The 21,620-nt window shown below is 69.3% G+C and carries 24 protein-coding genes; 14 read left to right on the forward strand and 10 right to left on the reverse strand.

What is annotated here, in order from left to right:
• Nucleotides 1–31: 31 nt before the first annotated feature.
• Together RPQ07_RS14870 and RPQ07_RS14875 are read right to left on the reverse strand one after the other, a co-directional pair.
• Nucleotides 32–619, reverse strand: coding sequence for a sigma-70 family RNA polymerase sigma factor (locus RPQ07_RS14870; RefSeq protein ID WP_313944633.1), 588 nt, complete (start codon nt 617–619; stop codon nt 32–34).
• Nucleotides 620–885: 266 nt separating this feature from the next.
• Complete coding sequence (locus RPQ07_RS14875; protein ID WP_003948568.1) at nt 886–1,497, reverse strand: response regulator transcription factor; 612 nt, start codon at nt 1,495–1,497, stop codon at nt 886–888.
• Between the two features lie 442 nt (nt 1,498–1,939).
• On the opposite strand from RPQ07_RS14875, the gene RPQ07_RS14880 reads away from it, so the two are divergent.
• On the forward strand, nt 1,940–2,263 hold the full coding sequence (locus RPQ07_RS14880) for a WhiB family transcriptional regulator (RefSeq protein WP_313944634.1): 324 nt from the start codon (nt 1,940–1,942) through the stop codon (nt 2,261–2,263).
• Between the two features lie 123 nt (nt 2,264–2,386).
• Here the strand turns inward: RPQ07_RS14880 and RPQ07_RS14885 are convergent, their stop codons facing one another.
• The gene (locus RPQ07_RS14885) at nt 2,387–3,277 is read right to left on the reverse strand and encodes a LysR family transcriptional regulator (RefSeq protein ID WP_313944635.1); all 891 of its coding nucleotides are present in this window, start codon (nt 3,275–3,277) and stop codon (nt 2,387–2,389) included.
• 80 nt (nt 3,278–3,357) lie between these two features.
• On the opposite strand from RPQ07_RS14885, the gene RPQ07_RS14890 reads away from it, so the two are divergent.
• The 4 genes from RPQ07_RS14890 (at nt 3,358) to RPQ07_RS14905 (ending at nt 7,186) form a co-directional block, all read left to right on the forward strand.
• On the forward strand, nt 3,358–4,026 hold the full coding sequence (locus RPQ07_RS14890; protein WP_313944636.1) for an MOSC domain-containing protein: 669 nt from the start codon (nt 3,358–3,360) through the stop codon (nt 4,024–4,026).
• A 98-nt stretch (nt 4,027–4,124) separates the two neighbouring features.
• Entirely contained in the window at nt 4,125–4,898 is a 774-nt protein-coding gene (locus tag RPQ07_RS14895; protein ID WP_313944637.1) for an SDR family oxidoreductase, read from the forward strand.
• Nucleotides 4,899–5,161: 263 nt separating this feature from the next.
• Nucleotides 5,162–6,190, forward strand: a complete 1,029-nt coding sequence (locus RPQ07_RS14900) for a hydroxyacid dehydrogenase (RefSeq protein ID WP_313944638.1) — start codon at nt 5,162–5,164, stop codon at nt 6,188–6,190.
• A 114-nt stretch (nt 6,191–6,304) separates the two neighbouring features.
• A complete protein-coding gene (locus tag RPQ07_RS14905) occupies nt 6,305–7,186 on the forward strand; it encodes a sigma-70 family RNA polymerase sigma factor (RefSeq protein ID WP_313944639.1) in 882 nt (293 codons plus the stop codon).
• Between the two features lie 162 nt (nt 7,187–7,348).
• Here the strand turns inward: RPQ07_RS14905 and groL are convergent, their stop codons facing one another.
• The 4 genes from groL to RPQ07_RS14925 form a co-directional block, all read right to left on the reverse strand.
• Nucleotides 7,349–8,977 (reverse strand): chaperonin GroEL, encoded by a 1,629-nt coding sequence (groL, locus tag RPQ07_RS14910; RefSeq protein ID WP_313944640.1) that lies wholly within the window; start codon nt 8,975–8,977, stop codon nt 7,349–7,351.
• Between the two features lie 118 nt (nt 8,978–9,095).
• Nucleotides 9,096–9,404, reverse strand: coding sequence for a co-chaperone GroES (gene groES / locus RPQ07_RS14915; RefSeq protein ID WP_108151600.1), 309 nt, complete (start codon nt 9,402–9,404; stop codon nt 9,096–9,098).
• A gap of 312 nt (nt 9,405–9,716) precedes the next feature.
• A complete protein-coding gene (locus RPQ07_RS14920) occupies nt 9,717–10,112 on the reverse strand; it encodes a hypothetical protein (protein WP_313944641.1) in 396 nt (131 codons plus the stop codon).
• Nucleotides 10,109–11,035 (reverse strand): polysaccharide deacetylase family protein, encoded by a 927-nt coding sequence (locus RPQ07_RS14925; protein ID WP_313944642.1) that lies wholly within the window; start codon nt 11,033–11,035, stop codon nt 10,109–10,111. The genes RPQ07_RS14920 and RPQ07_RS14925 overlap by 4 nt, the downstream gene beginning before the upstream one ends.
• Before the next feature lie 117 nt (nt 11,036–11,152).
• Between RPQ07_RS14925 and RPQ07_RS14930 the strand changes: the two genes are divergently transcribed.
• The 9 genes from RPQ07_RS14930 to RPQ07_RS14970 all read left to right on the forward strand — a co-directional run bounded on the left by RPQ07_RS14930 (nt 11,153) and on the right by RPQ07_RS14970 (nt 18,370).
• Nucleotides 11,153–12,319, forward strand: a complete 1,167-nt coding sequence (locus RPQ07_RS14930) for a THUMP-like domain-containing protein (RefSeq protein WP_413777738.1) — start codon at nt 11,153–11,155, stop codon at nt 12,317–12,319.
• Between the two features lie 89 nt (nt 12,320–12,408).
• Nucleotides 12,409–12,798, forward strand: coding sequence for a WXG100 family type VII secretion target (locus RPQ07_RS14935; protein WP_313944643.1), 390 nt, complete (start codon nt 12,409–12,411; stop codon nt 12,796–12,798).
• Nucleotides 12,799–12,826: 28 nt separating this feature from the next.
• Nucleotides 12,827–13,126, forward strand: a complete 300-nt coding sequence (locus tag RPQ07_RS14940) for a WXG100 family type VII secretion target (RefSeq protein ID WP_313944644.1) — start codon at nt 12,827–12,829, stop codon at nt 13,124–13,126.
• Between the two features lie 125 nt (nt 13,127–13,251).
• On the forward strand, nt 13,252–15,093 hold the full coding sequence (locus tag RPQ07_RS14945) for an RNase A-like domain-containing protein (protein WP_313944645.1): 1,842 nt from the start codon (nt 13,252–13,254) through the stop codon (nt 15,091–15,093).
• A 3-nt stretch (nt 15,094–15,096) separates the two neighbouring features.
• Nucleotides 15,097–15,807 (forward strand): hypothetical protein, encoded by a 711-nt coding sequence (locus RPQ07_RS14950; protein ID WP_313944646.1) that lies wholly within the window; start codon nt 15,097–15,099, stop codon nt 15,805–15,807.
• A 12-nt stretch (nt 15,808–15,819) separates the two neighbouring features.
• Entirely contained in the window at nt 15,820–16,119 is a 300-nt protein-coding gene (locus tag RPQ07_RS14955; RefSeq protein WP_313944647.1) for an RNase A-like domain-containing protein, read from the forward strand.
• A gap of 8 nt (nt 16,120–16,127) precedes the next feature.
• Nucleotides 16,128–16,769, forward strand: coding sequence for a contact-dependent growth inhibition system immunity protein (locus RPQ07_RS14960; protein ID WP_313944648.1), 642 nt, complete (start codon nt 16,128–16,130; stop codon nt 16,767–16,769).
• 67 nt (nt 16,770–16,836) lie between these two features.
• Nucleotides 16,837–17,499, forward strand: coding sequence for a hypothetical protein (locus RPQ07_RS14965; RefSeq protein ID WP_313944649.1), 663 nt, complete (start codon nt 16,837–16,839; stop codon nt 17,497–17,499).
• Nucleotides 17,500–17,644: 145 nt separating this feature from the next.
• A complete protein-coding gene (locus RPQ07_RS14970; protein ID WP_313944650.1) occupies nt 17,645–18,370 on the forward strand; it encodes a hypothetical protein in 726 nt (241 codons plus the stop codon).
• 87 nt (nt 18,371–18,457) lie between these two features.
• Here the strand turns inward: RPQ07_RS14970 and RPQ07_RS14975 are convergent, their stop codons facing one another.
• The 3 genes from RPQ07_RS14975 to RPQ07_RS14985 form a co-directional block, all read right to left on the reverse strand.
• Complete coding sequence (locus tag RPQ07_RS14975) at nt 18,458–19,249, reverse strand: hypothetical protein (protein ID WP_313944651.1); 792 nt, start codon at nt 19,247–19,249, stop codon at nt 18,458–18,460.
• Nucleotides 19,250–19,796: 547 nt separating this feature from the next.
• Nucleotides 19,797–21,029, reverse strand: a complete 1,233-nt coding sequence (locus RPQ07_RS14980; protein WP_313944652.1) for an RNA polymerase sigma factor — start codon at nt 21,027–21,029, stop codon at nt 19,797–19,799.
• A gap of 50 nt (nt 21,030–21,079) precedes the next feature.
• On the reverse strand, nt 21,080–21,433 hold the full coding sequence (locus RPQ07_RS14985) for a YciI family protein (RefSeq protein ID WP_313944653.1): 354 nt from the start codon (nt 21,431–21,433) through the stop codon (nt 21,080–21,082).
• Nucleotides 21,434–21,620 lie beyond the last annotated feature (187 nt).

Genomic DNA, 21,620 nt, shown 5'->3' on the forward strand with positions numbered 1-21,620 from the left:
TTCCTTCGTACGTATACGTAGACCGTACGACTCACTGCTCGGCCAGTGCACGCAGCCTGCTCAGAGCCCGGTGCTGGGCGACCCGCACCGCGCCGGGTGACATGCCCAGCATCTGTCCCGTCTCCTCCGCGGTCAGACCGACCGCGACCCGCAGCACCAGCAGCTCGCGCTGGTTGTCCGGGAGGTTGGCGAGGAGCTTCTTGGCCCATTCGGCGTCGTCGCTGAGCAGCGCACGCTCCTCGGGGCCGAGGGAGTCGTCGGGGCGCTCGGGCATCTCGTCGGACGGTACGGCCGTCGATCCCGGGTGGCGCATGGCCGCCCGCTGCAGATCGGCGACCTTGTGGGTGGCGATGGCGAAGACGAAGGCCTCGAAGGGGCGCCCGGTGTCCTTGTAGCGCGGCAGTGCCATCAGCACCGCGACACAGACCTCCTGCGCGAGGTCTTCGACGAAGTGACGCGCGTCTCCCGGCAGCCGGCTGAGCCGGGTGCGGCAGTAACGCAGCGCGAGGGGGTGAACGTGCGCGAGGAGATCGTGCGTGGCCTGCTCGTCTCCGTCGACGGCACGGTGAACCAGGGAACCGATGGCCCCCTGAGCGGTCACCGCCTCGTCGTCACGCATCGGTCCATGGTGCCTCGGCGGCTGAGCATCCGCGGCACCGCGTCCAATGTTGTGCACCGAAGCGTTATGAGCAGGTGCGCCGGAACTCATCGCCTGCGCCCTCCCCTTCCGCTCGACAGACTCGTTCCCAAGGAACTCCACATCTCAAGGATGCGGCATCGGGCGGGAAACGAATGCCCGCGGCCGTCCGATTCCCCGCCCACCGTACGGCGGGCGGGGTCCGTCGCGCCCCGGGGGCGACCCAGACGAGACGTCGCGGACACGACCTAGCGGACCAGGCCCCAGCGGAATCCGAGCGCAACGGCGTGCGCACGGTCCGAGGCGCCCAGCTTCTTGAAGAGCCGCCTGGCGTGCGTCTTCACCGTGTCCTCGGAGAGGAAGAGCTCCCGTCCGATCTCGGCGTTCGACCGGCCGTGGCTCATGCCTTCGAGCACCTGGATCTCGCGTGCGGTGAGTGTGGGCGCGGCACCCATCTCGGCCGAACGCAGCCGGCGCGGGGCGAGCCGCCAGGTCGGGTCGGCGAGCGCCTGGGTAACCGTGGCCCGCAGTTCGGCGCGCGAGGCGTCCTTGTGCAGATATCCGCGGGCTCCCGCGGCGACCGCGAGCGCGACCCCGTCCAGATCCTCGGCGACGGTGAGCATGATGATCCGGGCGCCGGGGTCCGCGGACAGCAGCCGGCGGACCGTCTCGACGCCACCCAGACCGGGCATGCGTACGTCCATCAGAATCAGGTCCGAGCGGTCGGCCCCCCAGCGGCGGAGGACTTCCTCGCCGTTGGCCGCGGTCGTCACGCGCTCGACGCCGGGCACGGTCGCGACCGCGCGGCGAAGCGCCTCTCGGGCAAGCGGGGAGTCGTCGCAGACGAGGACGGATGTCATGACCGTCCTCCGCAGCTGATGCGCGTCACCTTGAGCCTCCAGGCTGGGTACGTTTCGTCACCTGTGCGGTTGAACGCTCTCGGACATGTGCCCTAGCGCTTGTTCTTTCAACCGCTTCCGCACTACCAACGACGGTCACTCGAAAGAGTTACGGGTCGGGCTGCCCACTTCAGCACTCTATGTGAGCGGCCGTACGCGACGTAGAGCAATGCAGGTCAACAGGTCTTCACCCGGAAGCTATGCCCCATTTAGCGGCTTTTCTTCACTTTCTGCGGTGTCTGTGGCTAGATTCGCAATGAGTCATATTTACATCTACTTACACAGTAGATGTACGGTCGTGGGGCATGGTGCGGGTGCCGGATACGGCTCGTATCCGCCGCTCGTGCGCGACCTGACCGACCTGACCTGTATCCGCTCAGCACGGTTTCAAGGGGCAAGCGCTATGGCAGATTTCTCCCGCCTTCCCGGACCCAACGCCGATCTGTGGGACTGGCAGCTCCTCGCGGCCTGCCGTGGGGTGGACAGCTCGCTCTTCTTCCATCCCGAGGGCGAGCGGGGCGCGGCACGCAGTGCACGAGAGAACTCGGCGAAAGAGGTCTGCATGAGGTGCCCGGTCCGCGCGGAGTGCGCGGCACACGCGCTGGCGGTGCGGGAGCCGTACGGCGTGTGGGGCGGACTCACCGAGGACGAACGCGAGGAGCTCATGGGTCGGGCCAGGCACCGGCTGATCCCCGCGACGAGCGTGACCGGCATGGGGCGAGGTTGACACCCGTTTGCCCCAACCGTTCGAAGAAACGTTCCTGCACTCACCCCTGCCCGGATCCGGGCAGGGGTGAATCGCGTTCGCGCCAGAGTCGTACAGGGGCGCCCGGAGCCGCGCAGAGGGGGCTCAGCGGGCCGCGGCGAGGGCCAGTCGGTCGAGCGTCGCCGAGACCGCGGGGACCTGGGCGAGGTCCGGGAGGGTGAGCGCGACGATCTCGCGCTCGACGGCGGGGACGACCGTGACCGTCCGCGCACCCTTGGGGCGTACCGACTCCAGCGCCAGCTCCGGCAGCACCGCGACACCCAGACCCGCTCCGACCAAGCCGATCACCGCCGGATAGTCGTCGGTGGCGAAGTCGATCCGCGGGGTGAAGCCGGCCTTCTCGCACACCTCGACCAGTTGGCGGCGGCAGCGCGGGCAGCCCGCGATCCAGGGCTCCTCGGCGAGGTCGGCGACGGTGACCGTGGCGGACGCGGCCAGCCGGTGGCCCTCCGGGACCAGGCCGACGAGCCGGTCCGTGAGCAGGGGCCGGACGACCAGGTCGTCCCACTCCGCCTCCCCGCCGTCGTAACGGAACGCCAGCGCCACATCGCAGTCGCCCCCGCGCAGCATCTCCACCGACCGCGGCGGCTCCGCCTCGACGAGGGAGACCCGGGTGCCGGGATGGGCCGCCCGCAGGGCGGCCAGCGCGGTGGGGACCAGCGTGGAGCTGCCGCTGGGGAAGGAGACCAGCCGCACCCGGCCCGCACGCAGCCCGGCGATGGCGGCGATCTCCTCCTCGGCGGCGGTGAGACCCGCGAGGATGCCGGACGCGTGGCGCACCAGCGCCTCACCGGCCTGCGTCAATCGCATCTCCCGGCCCGTGCGGATCAGGAGCGGGGTGCCCGCCGACGCCTCGAGCGCCTTCATCTGCTGGCTGACGGCCGGCTGGGTGCAGCCGAGTGAGCGTGCCGCGGCGGAGAAGGACCCGGCGGCGGCGACCGCGCGGAGCACTCGGAGATGGCGGGCTTCGATCACTCCACGAATATAAGGGGACCTTGGAGATCGGGGCAATTATCGGCTGGATCGTTTGGGTAAGCCGGGGTTAGCGTGCAGTCATGAAGGTTCTGACGGTCAATGTGGGCCGCGCCAAGACGGTGGACTACACCGACACCCCGGACGGGACGACGGGGATCGACAAGCAGCCCGCCGAGGGCGCCGTCATGGTCACGGACCCCGGGCCGAAGGGCCGCGGTGGCAGCGGCCTCGCCGGGGACACGATCTGCGACCTGCGCCATCACGGCGGGACGCATCAGGCGGTGTACGCCTTCGCCCGGGAGGATCTGGACTTCTGGGAGCGGGAGTTGGGCCACCCCATCCCGAACGGCGCCTTCGGCGAGAACCTCACCACGATCGGCCTCGACGTCAACAACGCGAAGATCGGCGAGCGTTGGCGGATCGGCGACTCCCTCGTCCTGGAGGTGACGAGCGGCCGCATCCCGTGCCGTACGTTCGGCTCCTGGCTCGGCGAGAAGGGCTGGGTCAGGCGCTTCACGCGCAACGCAGCACCGGGCGCGTATCTGAGGGTCGTCGAGCCGGGTGAGATCCGGGCGGGCGACGCGGTCGAGATCGTGCACACCCCTGGGCACACGGTGACGGTGGGACTGTCGTTCCGCGCCGGGACCACCGAGCGGGCACTGCTGCCGGAGATACTCGCCGCGGGCGACGCGCTCCACCCCGAACTGCTCGCGACAGCGCGTACGTATGTGGAGAAGTACGGCGCGTAGGACGCTTCCGTGGATCGGGCGGGCACAGCGCGCGAGGGCCCGTCCCGCAGGCCGGGCGTGTACACGGCGCCGACACGCGGGGCACTAACGTGCCGCCTATGACGACTGCACTGATTACGGGAGCGACCGCGGGCATCGGTGCCGCGTTCGCGCGGCGGCTCGCCGCCGAGGGACACAACCTGGTGCTGGTGGCCCGTGACACCAAACGGCTGCAGGAGCACGCCACCGAGCTGCACGACCGGCACGGCATCGAGGCGGAGGTGCTGACCGCGGACCTGTCCGAGGAGGACGGGATCGCGGCCGTCGAGAAGCGGCTGGGCGACCGCAAGAACCCGGTGGATCTGCTGGTCAACAATGCCGGGTTCGGCAACAAGGGACGCTTCCTGGAAGTGTCCATGGCCGACGAGCTGACGATGCTGAAGGTGCACTGCGAGGCGGTGCTCCGGCTCACGGCCGCGGCGACCGCGGTGATGCGCGACCGCGGGCGCGGCGGTGTGGTGAACGTGGCCTCGGTGGCGGCGTTCGTCCCCCGCGGGACCTACGGGGCGTCGAAGGCGTGGGTCGTGCAGTTCACGCAGGGCGCGGCACGGGACCTGGCGGGTTCGGGCGTACGGCTGATGGCGCTCTGCCCCGGATTCGTCCGCACCGAGTTCCACGAGCGCGCCGGCATGGGCACCGACAACATCCCGAACTGGATGTGGCTGGACGCCGACAAGGTGGTGGAGGCGGGACTCGCGGACCTGGCCCGCGGCAAGGCGGTCTCGATCCCGGACCCGCGGTACAAGGCGCTGATGGGAGTGGCGAAGCTGGCGCCGCGCAATCTGCTGGGCGGGGTGACGTCGAAGACGGGCCGCAAGTACGGACCGCAGTAGACCGGACGCGCGCACGTCGCACGCGCGGCCGCGGTCGAAGGACCGCGGCCGCCGGCGCTCGGCGGGCGGGTGCACACCGGCGTGCCGTCATATCCCGTCCAGGCGGGGCAGGGTGAGCGTGTGCCCGTCCGCACCGGGCAGGGTGAGCGGATGTCCGTCGTGCCGGGCGGCCCGGCACATCCCGTCCTCCCGGCCGCGTGAACAGATTCCGCGCCGGGCAGCGTGAGCGGATTCCGGCCAGGCACAAGGAGCAGGGTCCGATCATGCAGCAGCGCACCGAGAAGCGTCCCGCCGTCCTCCTCGCCATGGGCCCGGGGATCGCGGACCAACTGTTCACCGATCCCCTGCGGGCCCGGCTGGCGGCCCTCGCCGACACCGATCCGTATCTGGTCGCGCACGACCTGGCCGCCCCCACCCCCCGGGTCGCCTCGGCGCTCGCCACCGCCGAAGTCCTGCTGACCTGCTGGGGCGCGCCCGTGCTCACCGCCGAGGTGCTCGACTGCGCGCCCAGGCTGCGTGCCGTCGTCCACGCGGCCGGCTCCGTCAAGCACCACATCACGGAGGCCTGTTGGGAACGCGGCATCACCGTGGCCTCCGCCGCGTCCGCCAACGCGTTGCCCGTCGCCGAGTACACGCTCGCCGCCATCCTCTTCGCGGGCAAACGGGTGCTGCACTCGGCCCAGCGGTACGGCCGGCTGCGCGCCGCTCACGACTGGCGGCAGGAACTGGCCGGTGCCGGCAACTTCCGCAGCACGGTGGGGATCGTCGGCGCGTCCCGCATCGGCCGCCGGGTGACCGAGCTGCTGCGCCCCTTCGACCTGGACGTGCTGCTCTACGACCCGTACGTCGGCGCCGCCGAGGCCGAGGCGCTCGGTGCCGTGAAGACGGAGCTCGACGACCTGTGCGCCGGCAGCTCCATCGTCTCGGTCCACGCCCCGGAGCTGGCGAGTACTCGCCATATGATCGACGCCCGCCGGCTCGCACTGATGCCGGACGGCGCGACGCTGATCAACACCTCGCGCGGCTCTCTGGTCGACGAGGACGCGCTGCTGCGCGAACTGCTCCCGGGCCGGCTGCACGCCGTACTGGACGTCACCGAGCCGGAGCTCCCGCCCGCGGACTCCCCGCTCTACACCCTGCCGAACGTGCTGCTGACCCCCCATGTCGCGGGCTCGCTCGGCAACGAGCTGCACCGGATGACGGAACTGGCCCTCGACGAACTGGAGCGGTACGGCAAGGGCCTGCCGTTCGAGGAGCCGGTTCACGCGCAGACGCTGGGCCACTCCGCGTAGGAGCCGGGGGGCCGACTGCCCACAGAAGCGGAGCCTGTCTCTCCGGCCGGAGGCTGTCACATCCGGCCCGTTTCCCGCGTCATCCCTACGAGGACGACGACGGAGGATGCAGCGATGGATGACCAAGAGTTCCTGGCGGAGCGTTTCCACGCCGACCGGCCCCACCTCAAGGCCGTGGCCTATCGGATGCTCGGCTCACTGAGCGAGGCGGACGACGCCGTGCAGGAAGCCTGGTTCAGGCTCCACCGCTCCGACACCAGCGCGGTCGGGAATCTGAGCGGCTGGCTGACGACCGTGGTCGGCCGGGTCTGCCTCGACATGCTGCGCTCGCGCAAGTCCCGCCGCGAGGAGTCGCTGGACGTACGCGTACCGGATCCGGTCGTTCAGCGGGAAGGCGCGGTCGATCCCGAGCACGAGGTGCTGATGGCCGACTCGGTCGGGCTCGCGCTGCTCGTGGTGCTGGAGACCCTCGGGCCCGCGGAGCGGCTCGCCTTCGTTCTGCACGACATGTTCGCCCTGCCCTTCGACGAGATCGCCCCCATCGTCGGCCGCACCCCGGCCGCGACCCGGCAGCTCGCCAGCCGGGCCCGCCGCCGGGTGCAGGGCACGACCTCCGTACCCGACGATCTGCCTCGTCAGCGCGAGGTCGTCGACGCGTTCATCGCCGCTTCGCGCGGGGGCGACTTCGACGCGCTGGTGGCGCTGCTCGACCCGGACGTGGTGCTGCGCGCGGATGCCGGGGCCCTGCCGGCAATGCCGTCCCGCGAGGTGCGCGGCGCGCGTCAGGTGGCAGGTCAGGCGCTCACCTTCCAGAAGTTCTCGCAGTTCTCGCGGCGGGTGCTCGTCAACGGCGGCGCGGGAATCGTCACCGCGCCGGGCGGCCGCCCGCTGTCGGTCATGGGCTTCACCATCACGGGCGGGAAGATCGTCGCGATCGACATCCTGGCCGATCCGGACCGGCTGAACCGGCTCGATCTGACCTTCATCGGCGACTGAGCCGTACGCACCGTCGGGCCCGGAAAACACCGGCCCGGCTCGCCCGTCGGCTCGGACAGCACCGCCCAACTCACCATCGGGCCACGAAAAACACCGAGCCCGGTGCCCCCGCGACGGGGACTCCGGGCTCGGTGGGTGATGTCGGACGTCAGGCGTCGGACGTCAGTGGGAGTGGCCGTGACCGTGGCCGTGGCCCGCGTCGGCCTCTTCCTCCGCCGGCTTCTCGACGACCAGGGTCTCGGTCGTGAGCAGCAGGGAGGCGATGGACGCGGCGTTCTCCAGGGCGGAGCGCGTGACCTTGACCGGGTCGATGACGCCGGCCTTCACCAGGTCGCCGTACTCGCCGGTCGCGGCGTTGAAGCCCTGGCCCTTGTCGAGCTCCGCCACCTTCGCGGTGATGACGTAGCCCTCGAGGCCGGCGTTCTCGGCGATCCAGCGCAGCGGCTCGACGGCGGCGCGGCGGACGACGGCGACACCGGTGGCCTCGTCGCCCTCCTTGCCGAGGTTGCCTTCGAGGACCTTGACCGCGTGGACGAGCGCGGAGCCACCACCGGAGACGATGCCCTCCTCGACCGCGGCGCGGGTCGCGGAGATGGCGTCCTCCAGACGGTGCTTCTTCTCCTTGAGCTCCACCTCGGTGGCGGCGCCGACCTTGATCACGCACACGCCGCCGGCCAGCTTCGCGAGGCGCTCCTGGAGCTTCTCGCGGTCCCAGTCGGAGTCCGTGGACTCGATCTCGGCCTTGATCTGGTTGATACGGCCGGCGACGTCGTCCTGGTTGCCGCCACCGTCGACGATGGTGGTGTCGTCCTTGGTCACCGTGACGCGGCGGGCGCTGCCCAGCACGTCGAGACCGGCCTGGTCGAGCTTGAGGCCGACCTCCTCGGAGATGACGGTCGCGCCGGTGAGGCTCGCCATGTCCTGGAGCATCGCCTTGCGGCGGTCGCCGAAGCCCGGGGCCTTCACCGCGACGGCGTTGAAGGTGCCACGGATCTTGTTGACGACGAGGGTGGAGAGCGCCTCGCCCTCGACGTCCTCGGCGATGATCAGCAGCGGCCGGGAGCCACCCGCCTGGATGACCTTCTCCAGCAGCGGCAGCAGGTCCTGGATGGAGGAGACCTTGCCCTGGTTGATCAGGATGTACGGGTCGTCGAGGACGGCCTCCATACGCTCCTGGTCGGTCACCATGTACGGCGAGAGGTAGCCCTTGTCGAAGGCCATGCCCTCGGTGAACTCCAGCTCCAGGCCGAAGGTGTTGGACTCCTCGACGGTGATGACACCGTCCTTGCCGACCTTGTCCATCGCCTCGGCGATGAGCTCGCCGACCTGCTGGTCCTGCGCGGAGAGCGCGGCCACGGCGGCGATGTCGGCCTTGTCGTCGATCGGCCGGGCGGTCGCGAGGAGCTCCTCGGACACGGCCTTGACCGCGGCGTCGATGCCCTTCTTCAGGGCGGCCGGGGAGGCACCCGCGGCGACGTTGCGCAGGCCCTCGCGGACCAGCGCCTGGGCCAGCACGGTGGCGGTGGTGGTGCCGTCACCAGCGATGTCGTTGGTCTTGGTCGCCACCTCCTTCACCAGCTGGGCGCCCAGGTTCTCGTACGGGTCCTCGACCTCGACCTCACGGGCGATGGTGACACCGTCGTTGGTGATGGTGGGTGCGCCGAACTTCTTGTCGATGACGACGTTGCGGCCGCGGGGGCCGATCGTCACCTTGACCGTGTCGGCAAGCTTGTTGACGCCGCGCTCGAGGGCGCGACGGGCGTCCTCGTCGAACTTCAGGATCTTCGCCATGGAGCGATTCAGCCCTCTCGGAAAGCTGGGGGTGAACGAACTGCGCCCCCGGTCGCCCGGCCCTCTCGGGGTCGCGCGGGCCGGGGGCGCAGCTCACAAGCACAAACTATGTGGTGAACTACTTCTCGACGATCGCGAGCACGTCGCGGGCCGAGAGGACGAGGTACTCCTCGCCGTTGTACTTCACCTCGGTGCCGCCGTACTTGCTGTACAGAACGACATCGCCGGTCTGGACGTCGAGCGGCAGGCGCTCGCCGTTCTCGAAGCGACCCGGGCCCACGGCGAGGACGACGCCCTCCTGGGGCTTCTCCTTCGCGGTGTCCGGGATGACCAGGCCGGAGGCCGTGGTCTGCTCGGCGTCGAGCGGCTGGACCACAATGCGGTCCTCGAGCGGCTTGATGGCAACCTTGGAGCTGGCGGTCGTCACGATCCGACCTCCCCCTTCGGAGATCTCACGGGGTTAACAGAGCAGAGGTGGCGACCAGGTCGATCCGTCGTCGCGGGTGCCGGACCTGCCTGTCGCTGTGTTGGCACTCTCCGGTGGGGAGTGCCAGTGCCGAGACTATGACTGCGATTAGCACTCGGTCAAGCGGAGTGCCAATTCACCACCCTGCGGCGGGTCGTTCCGCTCGTGTGGGGGAAACGCACGGGCGGGGCGGGGCGTTCCCCGGCCCCGGGCGTGTCAGGGGCCGGGCGGGTCAGTGGCCGGGCATGTCAGGGGCCGGCCCTGCGCGGCGCGTCACGGGCTCCCGGGCGCGGCTTCGCCCCCACGGCCCGGCCAGGCTTCGTGCGTACGGCCCGGCGCGGCGTCGTACGCACGGTGCGGGCGATGTGCGCGATGGGTGCCATGGGCGCGATGGACCCGGTGGATACGGCCCAGCAGCCGGGTCGCCGGTTCGGCGAGACCCGGAGCGTCGAGGCCCTGGGAGCGAACGCGGCCCTCGTCGCGCGACGGTCCCGGGAGTGCGTCCACTCGGCGTACCGCCGGCGCCGCGGGCCCGGGGCCGACCTTCTCGACCGCCCTGCGGCCGAGCCGTTCGAGCGGGTCCACGGCTGCCGGGGCACAGCCGACACAGACGAGCAGCGCACCGGCCACGACCACCGTCGCGGCCGACGGCCGGAGCGCGCGGCTCATACGTAGTCCTCCAGCTTGGCCACGGCGTACCCCCTGTCGGTCACCGTCTTCATGACCTTGCGGATCATGTCGGGCATGGTGCCCTTCCACTCGTCGCTGCCGCGGAAGTGGGTGAGGATGATGTCGCCCGGGTGCAGATCCCGGTCCCACTCGCGCCATTCCATGTGGTCGGGGAACGCCTCGGCTGCCCACAGCGGCACGGCCTTGACGCCGCACGAGCGCGCGGCCCGCAGGGTGTCCCGGTTGTAGTTGCCGTACGGCGGCCGGAAGAGCGGCGGCCGCTTGCCGTACCGCTTCTCGAGCTTCTCCTGCTGGTCGCAGATCTCCCGCTTCTGCGCGGCGTAGGAAAGACCGGGCAGATAGCGGTGGTTGAGGGTGTGGTTGTGCAGCGAGACCCCGCGGTCCTGCATCCGCTGGAAGTAGTCGTAGTCGTCGTTGATGACGTAGTCGCTGAGGAACGCGCTGTACGGGATCCGCAGATCGCTCATCATCCGCAGCAGGTCGGGGTCCTTCTCCGAGCCGTCGTCGATCGTCAGGAAGACGACCTTCTCCTTGACCGGAACGGTCGTGAAGACGGGCGGCATCGACTCCTGCCCCTCGACCTCGAAGCCCTTGCGGGTGGTGATCTTCGGCTTGACGGCGGGCGGCGGCGGTGCGGCCAGCGGGGTCCGGGAGAGGCCCCACTTCTTGGCGGCGGCCGCCCGGGCCGTCTGGTCGCGCTTGATCCGGGCCGCGCGGGCCGCGAGCGCGCCTGCCGCGCCGGCCTCCTTCCGGGCCTCGGGATGACGGTCGGCCTTCGGGCCGCCGGCCCCGTCCGTGGACTCGGCCGCACAGGCGGAGCCGAGGAGGGCGACGAGCAGGGCGGCCGCGACGGCACGGCGGTGCGCCCGGCCGCGACGCGATCGGGTGAGTTTTGCTGGCATGTTTCCGTTTTGTCCGACTAGCTGCATGGCGCTGGATCCTGTCAGCACGGATCCCCACGGCCGGGCCGACACCTCCACCACGGGCAGACCATCGCCCACCTGGCCCACAATGGGCCGGTGAACGACCTCCCACTCTTCGCCGCCCTCCGTACCGAGGAAGGCCGGACCCTGCTCGCCGCCCTGCGGGACCACGACCCGGCCGAGGAACTGGCGATCGCCACGCGGCTGCGCCGCGAACACGCCACCGAGCTGGTCTCGGCGGCCCTGGGGCAGGCGCGGCTGCGGCAGCGGGCGGTCGCGAAGTTCGGCGAGCAGGACGCGTACCGGATGTACTTCACGCCGAACGGTGTCGAGCAGTCGACGCGCAAGCCGGTCGCGGAGTACCGGGCCCGGCGCTTCGGGGAGCTCGGCACGGCCGAGGTCACCGACCTGTGCTGCGGGATCGGCGGCGACGCGATCGCCCTGGCCCGGGCCGGCATCCGCGTCCTCGCGGTGGACCGCGACCCGCTGACGGCGGAGACGGCGCGCGCGAACGCGGACGCGCTGGAACTCGGTGACCGGATCGAGGTGCGCTGCGCGGACGTCACGGAGATCGCGACCGGACCGTGCGCGGTGTTCCTGGACCCGGCACGCCGGGGAGGCCGGGGCCGCATCTTCGACCCGGAGGCGTACTCCCCTCCCCTGTCCTGGGCGATCGAGGCGGTACGCCGGGCGGGCACCGGCGCGGTGAAGATCGCCCCGGGCATCCCGCACGAACTGATCCCGGACGACGCCGAGGCGGAGTGGATCTCGGACGGCGGCGATGTGAAGGAGGCGGTGCTGTGGTTCGGCACGACCCCCGGCACCCGCCGCGCCACCCTGCTCCCGGGCCCGCACTCCCTGCCCGGCCGCGGCCTGCCGGACCCGGCGGTCCGCACGGTGGGCCGCTACCTCTACGAGCCGGACGGCGCGGTGATCCGGGCGCACCTGGTGGCGGAGGTTGCGGAGGACCTGGACGGCGGGCTGATCGACGAGACGATCGCGTACATCACGGCGGACGAACTGCGCCCGACGCCGTTCGCCACCGCGTACGAGATCACGGACGAACTCCCCTTCAACCTCAAGAAACTGAAGGCGCTTCTGCGGGAGCGGGAGGTCGGCAACCTGACGGTGAAGAAGCGCGGCTCGGCGGTGGAACCGGAGGAACTGCGCCGGAAGGTGAAACCGCAGGGGCGGAACGCGGCGACGGTGTTCCTGACGAGGGTGGCGGGGGCGCCGACGATGCTGGTCGGGCGTCCGGCGTAGCGGACGTCACACAGAGGCTTCCCTTCTGCAACCACCTTGCTGTCAGGGGCCGTTGTTAGGCTGCCGTGGACCACACGACAGGGGGAGCCGTGGAGAACAATGCCGACTTGGTCGCGTCGAGCGGCGACCTGACCCGACTGGCCCGGGACCTCGACAGCATGCAGCGCCATCTGGACAACCAGGTCCGGCGGATGGACGCGATCGTCGACCGCATCGAGGCAGGCTGGCAGGGTGAGGCGGCCAAGGGCTACCGGGCCCTGCATCGGGGCGCGGCCGAGGACGCGGTACGCATTCGGGAAACGCTGAAGGTCATCGAGACGGCGGTACTCCTCGGCAGGGACGGCTTCACCGAGGAGGACCTCGAGACGATGCGGCAGATACGGAGCATCGCCTCTGGGGTGGACGTAGCCCGCGAAGCACGTGAACTGTCCGGTGAACCCTCAGGGGCATCAGCGTGCAGCGCGCTGCGGGACATGTGACGAGAAGAGACCGGCCCGGGGGCACGGAATGACCGACGACCACATAGGTGTGAACTTCTCGACGCTGACAGACCTGGCGAGAGAGCTCGAGGACGTCCTAAGAAAGCTGAACGAGGGCTTGGAGGTCCTGTACGGCAGGACTGAGAAGGCCGTCCTGACCTGGAAGGGCGAGGCGCGCGAGGCCTTCGTCGACGAACTCGACAAGTGGGACCGCCAGATGCAGGACCTCCAGGCGGCACAGGCCTGGTTGCACGAGGTGGTGACGACCGGCCACGCGAACTACGCGGAGGCGCACAGGGCTGTGCTGCGAGGGTGGGGGGCCTCCTGATGGCGGAGCCGACTCCCGCACCCTCCGGCTCAGCTCCTCCTGCATCAGGCGGCGACTCGCCGAAGTCACCTTCTGGCGAGCCAACGCCAGAACCTTCTCCCGGGTCGCTCGAAGACCCCAATGGCGTGGACATCTCCCGCCATGACACCGGGTCGGCGGAACGGGAACGTAAGCGGAACGTCGAGGACCTCAAGCCCGCCGAGCCGCCCAACACCCCTGGCGGGTTCGACATCAGGCCGAGCCACGTCTACTACGCGTCGGGGCTGGTCAGCAACCAGCAGTTCGAGTTCCACAAGTCCGCGACAGGTCTGCTCGGTTCCGTGGGCGGGTGGAGCCAGACCCAAGTGGCCGGCCGCGGTCATGGTGCGGACGCGTTCGCGGACGCCTACAAGAAGGTCGCGAAGCGGTACCTGGAGGTCTGGGCGCGGGCAATCCTCAGCATCGAGGGCGTCGTGGTCGGCCTGACGGAGACAGCGAACAACTATCAGCGTGCGGATTGGAACTCACGTCAGGCCAATCGGCACCACCAGCTGGAGATGCCGCCTCTCCAAAGTCCACCGGTGTGCGTCGGCAAAGTCACTTACGAATCCGTCTCTTCGATCAAATGGACCGGAACGGGCGACCACTCGGGGCCCCTCTTGGCGTGGGCGGGCGACGGGCCGGACTGGCTGGCCGACACCTTCAAGGAAGCGTTCGAACACGGGCTCCGGCTCGGCAAGACGGTGGAAATCACCCCAGGCGCGGACACTGGGCAGCTGAGAGCGATCGGCGACGCGTGGCAGGTGTCGGGCAAGTCTGCGAAGCAGTCGGCCAAGAGCTTCTCGGACTGCATCGCGTACATCACCAATAGCGGCAACAGCGAGTGGCAAGGTGCCATGAACGCGTTCTGCCAGTCGATCTGGGGTACGACCGCCTGGGGGCGGAGCCGCGACTCGGACAACCAGGACGTGGCTCGGGACACTCCCGGCAGCCGGGATTGGAAGACCAAAGGGTCAGAGGCTGCCAATGCCAGGCGCCCTATCATCGAGGTCCTGGCGAAAACCGCCAATGAACTGCATCAGGCTTTCCACGACGCCGCCGACGCCGCCGACAAAGCGCGTGAGACGACTTCCCGCCTCGGGGCCGAGGCAGCGAAAGCGACGATCAAAGATCTCACTACTGGCCTCGACCTTGCGGAGTTGACTCGACTGACGGCGACGTTGGCGTTCGGTGAGATCGTCATGACGTTCCGCTCCCACATGGACAAGTCGGGTGCCGACGCCGCTGTCGAGGCCTGTCACAAGGCCTTCCACGAGGCCTCCGCCAAGGTCGACAAACTCATGGCGGAACTCGACGAGGCATTCTTGAGCGCTCCGACCTTCGCGGCTGGTGAAGCGAGGGCCCGATCGTTCGGAGCACGAGCTCTGGACGAGTTCAAGCCTCGCCACAGATGGACGAAGGATGGCCACACCGACCTGGGCATCTACCAGATCGACCTTGCGTCAACCGAGTGGCTTGAGAACTCCCATACGGCAACACGGCATGTGGGGCTGACGGACGAGCAGCTCGCGCAGCGACTACGGGACGATCTCAAGAAAGGCCCTCGGCCTGTCATCGAAGGGCAGCCCCCACCTGCGTGGCCGCACGGCCAGCCGTTTCCGGCAAACGCCTCGACGTTCAAGGATCTCGACACAGCGCAGCGAGTGACTCAGTACAACATCGACGAGCATGCGGACGAAATCAAGAACTGGATCGAACGCCAGCAGTCCGGGTCCAAGAGGGAGCCCCTTGAACTGCCACTGGACAGCACACCGTACGGCACGACAGGGAGGAGCATCGACCGTCAACACATGAGGGACGATCCCTTCCCGGCGAACAAGGCAGAGGACACCTACGGCGTCAAGACTAAACTCGTCTTCAATGAAGACCTCGATCCGCCCTTCGTCGTCATGACGTCCATGCCTGTAGTGGGCGACAAGGAGAGTTAGCTCATGGCCACATCTGCGCCGCGGCAGCGCGAGCACTTCCGAATCTCGGGTGCCAGAGCTCTCCTGAAACCGTTCCACCGCAAACTTCCGGTAGAACGCGACCTGTGGGAACCCATCGTGGCACCGATGGTGCGAGGGATGGACTACGCCGCTGCCGGCGGCGGACGGAACCTGTGGGAAGTCGCTGCCGAACTGCGCCTGACGGCTGATCTCTTCACCGATGCACTGACAAAAGGAACGCCCCTCCCGAAGAGGATTCCACAAGCAAGTCCGCTGGATATGACACCTGTCACCCTCCGAGAGATCGCCGACCATGTCGAGGAATGCACCTCGAAGCCCAGAGGCGATGTCATGGTGACAACATCCGAGCTCTCTCTGCGTTTTCCACGCCTCATTCCTCTGCTGTCCGTCTACTTCGGCCAGGACGGCACTGCGATCTCCGACGACATGAGTGGATCTACGATTGAAGAGGGCCTCCAGATGTGGATCGATCATGTCCATCCGCAGTGCCCCTGGGAACTCCCCGGAGTGGCCGCCGAGTGCTATGAGGCGCTGGCTGTCTTCCACGACGAAGACACCGTCGACCGATTCTTCGCTCAGGAACACGGCGGAGGCTCGGGGGAGCCGGATTTCATGGAGTTCCTCCCGTTGTTGGCGCAGACGTGCATCGACCATATGAAGGCCCACCACCCACCCGTCTGGAAAAGGCAATAGGTACTCAGAACCATGAGAACTCGGTCCGCCACGTACCCCGACCGGGAGACCGCCCAGTGGGCGACCCAGCACGTCGTGACCGCCAACGAGCAGGTCATTCACCGCTGGCTCGCACAGTCCACCCGCGATCGGCTCACCATCGAGAGCGCCTGGCCGTCCCGCCCTCAGCCCGTAGGGCGCGTCCTGTTGCAGGCGATGATGCTCGCCGGGCGTGAGCCCATTGACGTCCGTTCCGCCCGCGTGGTCCTCAAGCGGGACACGGCGAGCCCCCACGGGTTCACCGTCCACGCCACCTTCCCGATCTACCTCTAGAGGCATCCGTGTCCCTGAAGCCGCGCGAACACGACCGCAAGTTCGGCGAGTTGGACCAGGTCGTCCGCGCCTACACAGGCCGGAACGCCGACGACGACGAACCGCTCACGGCCTACCTCCGGCACACATGGCGCACCCGCCCGTGGGCGATCGCGATCGCCGAGCAGCAACTGCGCGAGTACGCCGGCAACCCGCCCGGGCGGCTGCGCCTGCGGCTCGGCGAGTTCTATCCCGTACCGGACGTCGGTCTTCCCGACGACGAGATCCAGGGGTGGCTCATTCGCCTCGCCGACCGGCTCAAGGAGAGCGTCGAGACGGGCCAGGCCCCGCCTCCCGCCCCGCCCCGGACTCGTTGGGAATGGCATGCCCGCTTCCCGGAACTGGCGCAGCTTCTGGGCGGCTGGTTCTCACAGGACATGCCCGACGAGTTCGAGGACCACGACGAGGCGCTTCAGGACTACTTGGACACCACAGACAGCGGCCTGATCGCCCAGCTCACGGGTGAGGTGCACGATGCCCTGACCCTTCCCCTGGAGGAGTCGGACTACGCCTTGGCCCTGGACGAGTTGGGCATGGAGGTCGACCCGCCGGAGCCTTTCACCCCCAGCGGCTGGCTCGCGGACCTGGCCGTGCAACTGCGCCAGCGGTGAGCAGCCCTTCCCGCGCCTCCGTCAGATCCTGACGGTCCATTCCAGGGCGCCCCTCAGCATGCACGAGATGACCACGTACACCGGAGCTGTCTTCAACAACGGCCCGGTCTCCAGGCTCCTCGATCTGGCAGTCGCGTGCCGACGGGACAGCGCCGACGCCGCCCTTGAGGACGAGCTGGCCCGGTTCTGCCGAACGGTCAGGAACTCACCGGAGACCGACTGGGCCATGCCCGTGGCCACGGTGTCGGCCCTCCTCGATCTGCTCTCGGATCAGCTCGAGTCCGGGAAGCCGCCGGCGACGCCCATCGGGTTCTCCGAGAAGCTTGCCGAAGCCGCCGGCGATCTCCCGGGGCCGGAATTCCTCAGGCTGCTTTCCGGTCTGCTCCGACTTCAGGAACGGGAGTCTCTTCCGGATTTCGATGAACTGCCCATGGCAGCCTGGGAAGCCGTTCTGAAGTTCGGCAGAATCGCGGAGTTCTGGTGGTGGGTGGACTCTGGCGAGTATGAGGACTTCGACGAAGGGGTGCGGGAGGGCGTCGCGAGCGAGCATCCGAACCGCTGCCATCAGGACATGTCCGCGCTGGCCGCACAGGTGCAGGAGGCTCTGCTGTTTTTCCCCACATCGCAGGCGCGGGGGGCCGGGCTCGTCGAGGTGATCCCCTGGGCCTCCGAGCCGGTCCTGCGGGCCATTCTCGACGCCGTCCACGTCCACTTCGAGGAGCAGCACTGAGGGCCGCTCCCGTATCGAGACCGCCGGGCTGAGCCCGTCGGGCGGTGATGACGGCGGATCGTCGCCCTCGTGTCCCCCACCGCCACGTCCGTCGAACTACCAGGACACAACATCACGTGCCGTTGTGTGCATCAGAAAGGTCCCCATGCTGAGCGAAGAGACCATGGCGTATTTCCGCTTGTCGGGTGCCCGATCCCTGTTGAGCGTTTTCGCCTCCACCGGCATCCCCGGCGATACCGGAGAATGGCAGAGCCGGCTGCACCCGGTTCTTCGCGGCCTTGTCTACGCCCAGAAGGGCGGCGGGCGGACGCTCTACGAAGTTGCGGCTCAACTGCGTCAGGCCGCCGACCTGTTCGACGCGGATCCGTCGGGCGGGGGCGGCAGAGAAGAGCTGAAAGACCTCCCTCGGGCGGTCCCGGCGGAATGCACATCGACCACTCTTCGGGCCATCGCCTCCCACGTCGAGCAGTGGTACTCGGGAAGCCGCGAAGAGTACTACCGGCCACCGCTCACCGCCGAGGAACTGCTGTTGCGTTTCCCGCGCTTCCGTCAGTACCTGATGATCTACTTCGGCCAGGACGGCCTGGCGGTCTCGGATGATATGCAAGGCGCCTCCGTGGAGGAGGGCATCCGGATGCTGATCGAGGAGTGCCATCCCGCATGTGTGTGGGAACTTCCCGGTCTGGCCGCCGAAGCCTATGAAGCGTTGGCCCTCTTCCAGAACCACGAAGACTCTCTGGACCGCTTCTTCTCCATGGAACTGGGAGGAGGGTCCGGGTCTGCGGATTTCGTAGAGTTCCTGCCGATGCTGGCGCAGGCATGTATCGGTCACTTGGCAGAAGCGCACCCTCCGGTGTGGGACAAGCACTGAGGCCGCTCCCGCGTCGCGCGGGCCACCGCCTCAGTCCCCCGGCCCCGCCCGCAGCGCCGAGCGCAGGCGCCCCCGCGGGCCACCGCCTCAGTCCCCCGGGCCCGCCCGCAGCGCCGAGCGCAGGCGCCCCACCCGGTCGTGGACCCCGGCGGACGCGGGCGGCGGTGCGGCAATCCGGACCGTGTCCGAGCATGTGCGGCACAGGCCTCCCGGCAAGGACGCCGGTTCGCCCGGGGCTCCGCAGTCCGTGCACTCCATCACCATTCGGGGCGCCGGGGGTTCCGGTGGGAGCTTCGACAGCAGGCGGGCGCGGACGAAGCCGTACGGGTGGGAGACCTGTGCCGGGAGTCCCGCCGTCATGGCCGAGAGCAGTTGGCTCTCGCTCGCGCCGCGCTCGAACCATGCGCCCGCCGCGGCCTCCAGTGCCGCGCACTCCGACGCCGAGAGCGTCAGCCGCGCCTCGATACGCCCGAGTCGGGCCAGGACGTCGTAGCCCGCCGTCCTCGCCAGGGCGGCAGGGATCGTCGAGGTCCCGAGTTCGCCGGCCGCGAAGTTCGCCCACCAGGCGTCGTCGCGGGGCGTGCGGGACCAGTACGAGCGCCAGACCCAGATGTTCGTGCCCGACGCGCTCGTGACGCACTGGCGGACACGGCGGTAGTGGCCCGCCGCCGAGAGGCTGTTCAGAATGGTCGCCACCGCGCACTGGCCGTAGCCCGGCAGGTGCTTGGCGAGCGTCTTCACCGAGATGTCCGCGCCCTCGGGCTGCCGGTCGACATAGTCCGCGACCGCCGCTTCACGCCTGGGCAGATGTGCGAAGTCGTCCGCGCGGCGGGGGCGTTGGGAGGGGGCGAGCCGTTTGCCGTAACCCGGATTGGCCATCGGATGGGCGGCCGGGCGCGGGGCAGGATTAAACTGCTGAACAGCCATGAGATCGGCTCCACGATCTTGTAGGTCAGACCCCTGTGTGGTGTTGGTAGCACCGCATGGGGGTCGTTCTGTCTGCCTTCGGGGCGCACGCTACACGGCAACGGCAGTGTGTCGCGACTCGATCACAAAAAGTCATCTCGCCTGGTGCGCGGCCGAGTTGGGGTGGGTGGGTGGGAACAATCCCCCCACCCAATCTGTAGAGAAGGAGCTCGAATCCCGAGCCCCGAAGCTCAAGCCCCGACCTGCCGCTACGTGGCTCGACGCGTACGACGAACCGAGCCCGGGGCATGCGGAGTTGTGATGCATCATGGGAGACCGCACCTGAGCTTCGAGCCCCGGCAGGGCGCCCACGGAGGGAACCCCGGAGGCACGCCTCGCCGAAGCGCTCGTCGACGGTGATCGTGCTGCGGACGGCACCCCGGTCGTCCGTGTGCTGGACGTCCGTCCGGTCGTTCCGGACCGTACCTGTCGGTGGGATCTCGAAGCTCGCCGTGGCCGCCTACGGCGCGCAGCGTGCGGCCCGCTCCAGCAGCAGCTCCCTCTCCCGTTCGTTGCGGGTCAGCGACGCCGCCCGCTCGAACTCCGTACGCGCCTGCGCACCCCGCCCCAGGCGTTCCAGCAGGTCACCCCGCACACTCGGCAGCAAGTGGTAGTCCTTCAGGGCCGGTTCCCCGGCGAGGGCGTCCACCAGGGCCAGGCCCGCCGCCGGGCCCTCTGCCATCGAGATCGCGACCGCCCGGTTCAACTCGACCACCGGGGAAGGGACGAGCGCGGCCAGACGGCCGTAGAGGGAGGCGATCGTCCGCCAGTCGGTGTCCTCGTAGCGGACCGCCTGGGCGTGGCAGCCCGCGATGGCCGCCTGGACCGCGTACGGGCCGGTGCCCGCTCGTTGCAGGGCGTCCATGCCGCGCCCGATCAGCATCCTGTTCCACTTGGCGCGGTTCTGGTCCGCGAGCAGCACCGGCTCGCCGTCGGGGCCCGTGCGGGCCGCGATGCGGGAAGCCTGGAACTCCAGCAGCGCCGTCAGACCGTGCACCTCCGGCTCGCGGGGCATCAGGCCCGTGAGGACGCGGGCGAGGCGCAGGGCGTCCTCGCACAGCGCCGGGCGCAGCCAGTCGTCGCCGGCCGTGGCCGAGTAACCCTCGTTGAAAATCAGGTAGATGACCTCCAGCACGGAGTCCAGACGCTCGGCGCGCTCGGCGGGGCCCGGTACCTCGAAGGGGACGCCGGCCTTCGCGAGCGACCGCTTCGCGCGGACGATGCGCTGCGCGACCGTCGGCTCCGGGGCGAGGTAGGCGCGGGCGATCTCCTCGGTCGTCAGCCCGCCGAGCAGCCGCAGGGTCAGCGCGATCCGCGCCTCGGTGGAGAGCACCGGGTGGCACGCGGTGAAGATCAGCCGCAGCAGGTCGTCGTCGATGTCGTCTACGTCCGACGGCTCGGGCGGCGGCACGTCCTCCAGGCTCCGCCCGACCTCGGCCAGCTTGCGCGCGTACGTCTCCTTGCGGCGTACGAGATCGATCGCGCGGTGCTTGGCGGTGGCCATGAGCCAGGCGCCGGGTCTGTCCGGCACGCCCGACTCCGGCCACTGCTCCAGCGCGGCGACCAGGGCGTCCTGCGCGAGTTCCTCGGCTATGCCCACGTCCCGCACGATGCGGGCGACGCCGGCGATGATCCGCGCGGACTCGATCCTGAACACCGCTTCGACCGTTTCGGTCGCGCTTGCTGCCGTCACGGCCACCCATCAGAACAGCCGTGCCGGGGCGGGGCAAGCGCGACCGGCTCTCACTCCTCGATCTGGCGGACCTCGGCGGTGACGTTCCATTCGGCCGGGTGGATCTCCAGGAAGCGCTTGGCCCACTCCAGGGCCTCGGCCTTGTCCTTGGCCTGGATGATGGAGTAGCCGCCGATGACTTCCTTGGTCTCGGTGAACGGCCCGTCGGTGTAGCTGATCTTTCCGGTGGACCAGTGGACCCGGGTGCCGTCGGCGGTCGGGGTGAGCCCGGCGGTGTCGAGCATGACCCCGGCCTTGGTGATCTCCTCGAACAGCGCGCCCATGCGCTCGTCGAACTCGGGGCCGGCGGCCTCCCTGGGCAGGTTCTGCTCCTCGATACGGATCATGGTCAGGAAGCGCGGCATGGTGACTCCTCGGTCGGGAGGGCGGGGGACTTCCCTGCCTCTCACCCCTGCGTCGAACGGGAGGCCGCCGGATCGACAGCTCCCGGAGAATTCTTCTGAGAATCTTCCCGAGCTGCCATCGGAACGCCCCGGCTCCGCCCAAGGGGGCCGCCGTGAGCTTCCTCCTGAGTCCGCACTGCCGCCTGCG

Origin of the sequence: Streptomyces sp. AM8-1-1 (genome assembly GCF_032229325.1) — a bacterium.
In the GTDB taxonomy this organism is placed as follows: Bacteria; Actinomycetota; Actinomycetes; order Streptomycetales; family Streptomycetaceae; genus Streptomyces; species Streptomyces achmelvichensis.

Coding starts and splice junctions, on each gene's coding strand:
- RPQ07_RS14950 (WP_313944646.1), top strand. CDS start 15,097: ATGGCCACATCTGCGCCGCGGCAGCGCGAGCACTTCCGAATCTCGGGT.
- RPQ07_RS14925 (WP_313944642.1), bottom strand. CDS start 11,035: ATGCCAGCAAAACTCACCCGATCGCGTCGCGGCCGGGCGCACCGCCGT.
- RPQ07_RS14880 (WP_313944634.1), top strand. CDS start 1,940: ATGGCAGATTTCTCCCGCCTTCCCGGACCCAACGCCGATCTGTGGGAC.
- RPQ07_RS14875 (WP_003948568.1), bottom strand. CDS start 1,497: ATGACATCCGTCCTCGTCTGCGACGACTCCCCGCTTGCCCGAGAGGCG.
- RPQ07_RS14870 (WP_313944633.1), bottom strand. CDS start 619: ATGCGTGACGACGAGGCGGTGACCGCTCAGGGGGCCATCGGTTCCCTG.
- RPQ07_RS14905 (WP_313944639.1), top strand. CDS start 6,305: ATGGATGACCAAGAGTTCCTGGCGGAGCGTTTCCACGCCGACCGGCCC.
- RPQ07_RS14985 (WP_313944653.1), bottom strand. CDS start 21,433: ATGCCGCGCTTCCTGACCATGATCCGTATCGAGGAGCAGAACCTGCCC.
- RPQ07_RS14965 (WP_313944649.1), top strand. CDS start 16,837: ATGACCACGTACACCGGAGCTGTCTTCAACAACGGCCCGGTCTCCAGG.
- RPQ07_RS14975 (WP_313944651.1), bottom strand. CDS start 19,249: ATGGCCAATCCGGGTTACGGCAAACGGCTCGCCCCCTCCCAACGCCCC.
- RPQ07_RS14900 (WP_313944638.1), top strand. CDS start 5,162: ATGCAGCAGCGCACCGAGAAGCGTCCCGCCGTCCTCCTCGCCATGGGC.
- RPQ07_RS14970 (WP_313944650.1), top strand. CDS start 17,645: ATGCTGAGCGAAGAGACCATGGCGTATTTCCGCTTGTCGGGTGCCCGA.
- RPQ07_RS14920 (WP_313944641.1), bottom strand. CDS start 10,112: ATGAGCCGCGCGCTCCGGCCGTCGGCCGCGACGGTGGTCGTGGCCGGT.
- RPQ07_RS14940 (WP_313944644.1), top strand. CDS start 12,827: ATGACCGACGACCACATAGGTGTGAACTTCTCGACGCTGACAGACCTG.
- groL (WP_313944640.1), bottom strand. CDS start 8,977: ATGGCGAAGATCCTGAAGTTCGACGAGGACGCCCGTCGCGCCCTCGAG.
- RPQ07_RS14895 (WP_313944637.1), top strand. CDS start 4,125: ATGACGACTGCACTGATTACGGGAGCGACCGCGGGCATCGGTGCCGCG.
- RPQ07_RS14955 (WP_313944647.1), top strand. CDS start 15,820: ATGAGAACTCGGTCCGCCACGTACCCCGACCGGGAGACCGCCCAGTGG.
- RPQ07_RS14890 (WP_313944636.1), top strand. CDS start 3,358: ATGAAGGTTCTGACGGTCAATGTGGGCCGCGCCAAGACGGTGGACTAC.